General features: G+C 64.4%; 2 protein-coding genes. Both read right to left on the bottom strand.

What is annotated here, in order from left to right:
* Positions 1-416, bottom strand: a 416-nt coding sequence (locus AC1DU6_RS31530; RefSeq protein ID WP_477862113.1) for a tripartite tricarboxylate transporter TctB family protein, incomplete at its 3' end; no start/stop codon positions are given.
* A 104-nt stretch (positions 417-520) separates the two neighbouring features.
* A partial coding sequence (locus AC1DU6_RS31525) for a GspE/PulE family protein (RefSeq protein WP_477862111.1) occupies positions 521-1,313 on the bottom strand: 793 nt, incomplete at its 5' end.

Below are 1,313 nucleotides of genomic sequence, written 5' to 3'. Positions count from 1 at the left end.
AGGATGAACAGCGCCCAACTGCCGACCGTCAGCACGACACTGCTGATCAACACATCACGCCAGTGGAATTCATTGCCGGCCAGTGCAGACAACGTGATGAGCAACGGCAGCGTGCAGGCCAGCCCCAAGCGGGGCAGCGCGACACCAAAGACCGCGATGGCGGCGACGATGATGAGCAAAGGGCGCCAGGCAATGGCGCCGATGGGATCGCCGCCTTCTGATTCCAGCGTCAACGCCTTGAAAAGCACGAGGCCGCCCAGCAAGGCCAGCAGGATGCCCAGGCCGAAGGGGAAATAACCGGGGCCAGGCCGGGCCGAGGTGCCGAAGGAGTATTCCGTCGAGCCCCATGCGAACGCCACGCCCACCACCAGGAACATCAGCCCGGACCAGAAGTCCCRCTGGCTTTTGATCTTCATTGCTTGTCGCCTCCGGCGCGCCGCGGGCGCGCGTTTTCTTGCCGGTGATTCTGGCAGTCGGGTCGACGCTGCCCGACTGTGGATTACACGTAAGACAAGAGAGACTAGCCTTCCCAGGACGGCGTGCTGCGCAACACCTCCTCCACCGTTGTCACCCCTTCCGCCACCTTCATCGCGCCGGCCAGGCGCAGCGGGCGCAGGCCCTCCTGCATGGCCTGGCGACGCAGTGCGGTCAGGTCAGCGACCGAGGCCTTGACGCCTTCGGAAACGGTCAGCAGCTCGTAAAGGCCGGCACGGCCGCGGAAACCCGTATTGCGGCATTCCAGGCAGCCCACCGGCTTGTAGGGCTTGACGCCTCCACCCAGGCGCCAGTGCCGCACCAGCTCATTGAGGTTCTCCCGCGTGACCAGAGGGTCGGGCTGCTTGCAGTGCGGGCACAGGGTACGTACCAGTCGCTGGGCCAGCACACCAATGACGGTGGCGCTGATCAAATAGCTCGGCACGCCCAGATCCATCAGCCGCGTGATCGCCGATACCGAGTCGTTGGTATGCAAGGTGCTGAAGACGAGGTGACCCGTCAGCGCGGCCTGGATGGCCATCTCGGCCGTCTCCAGGTCGCGAATCTCGCCGACCATGATGATGTCCGGATCCTGGCGCATCAACGCACGCAGGCCTTCGGCAAAACCGAGATCCAGCACGTTCTGCACCTGGGTCTGGTTGAAGGCCGGCTCGATCATCTCGATGGGGTCTTCGATGGTGCAGACATTGACCTCATCGGTCGCCAGGCGCTTGAGCGTCGAGTACAGCGTCGTCGTCTTGCCGCTGCCGGTCGGGCCGGTCACCAGGATGATGCCGTGGGGCTGCTTGACCAAGCTCTCCCAGCGGTCGGAGTCGTGY

The sequence above is a fragment of the Roseateles sp. P5_B10 genome (assembly GCF_056400485.1).
Note: the sequence above shows the minus strand (reverse complement) of the source record. Positions and strands in the feature narration are given on the sequence as shown.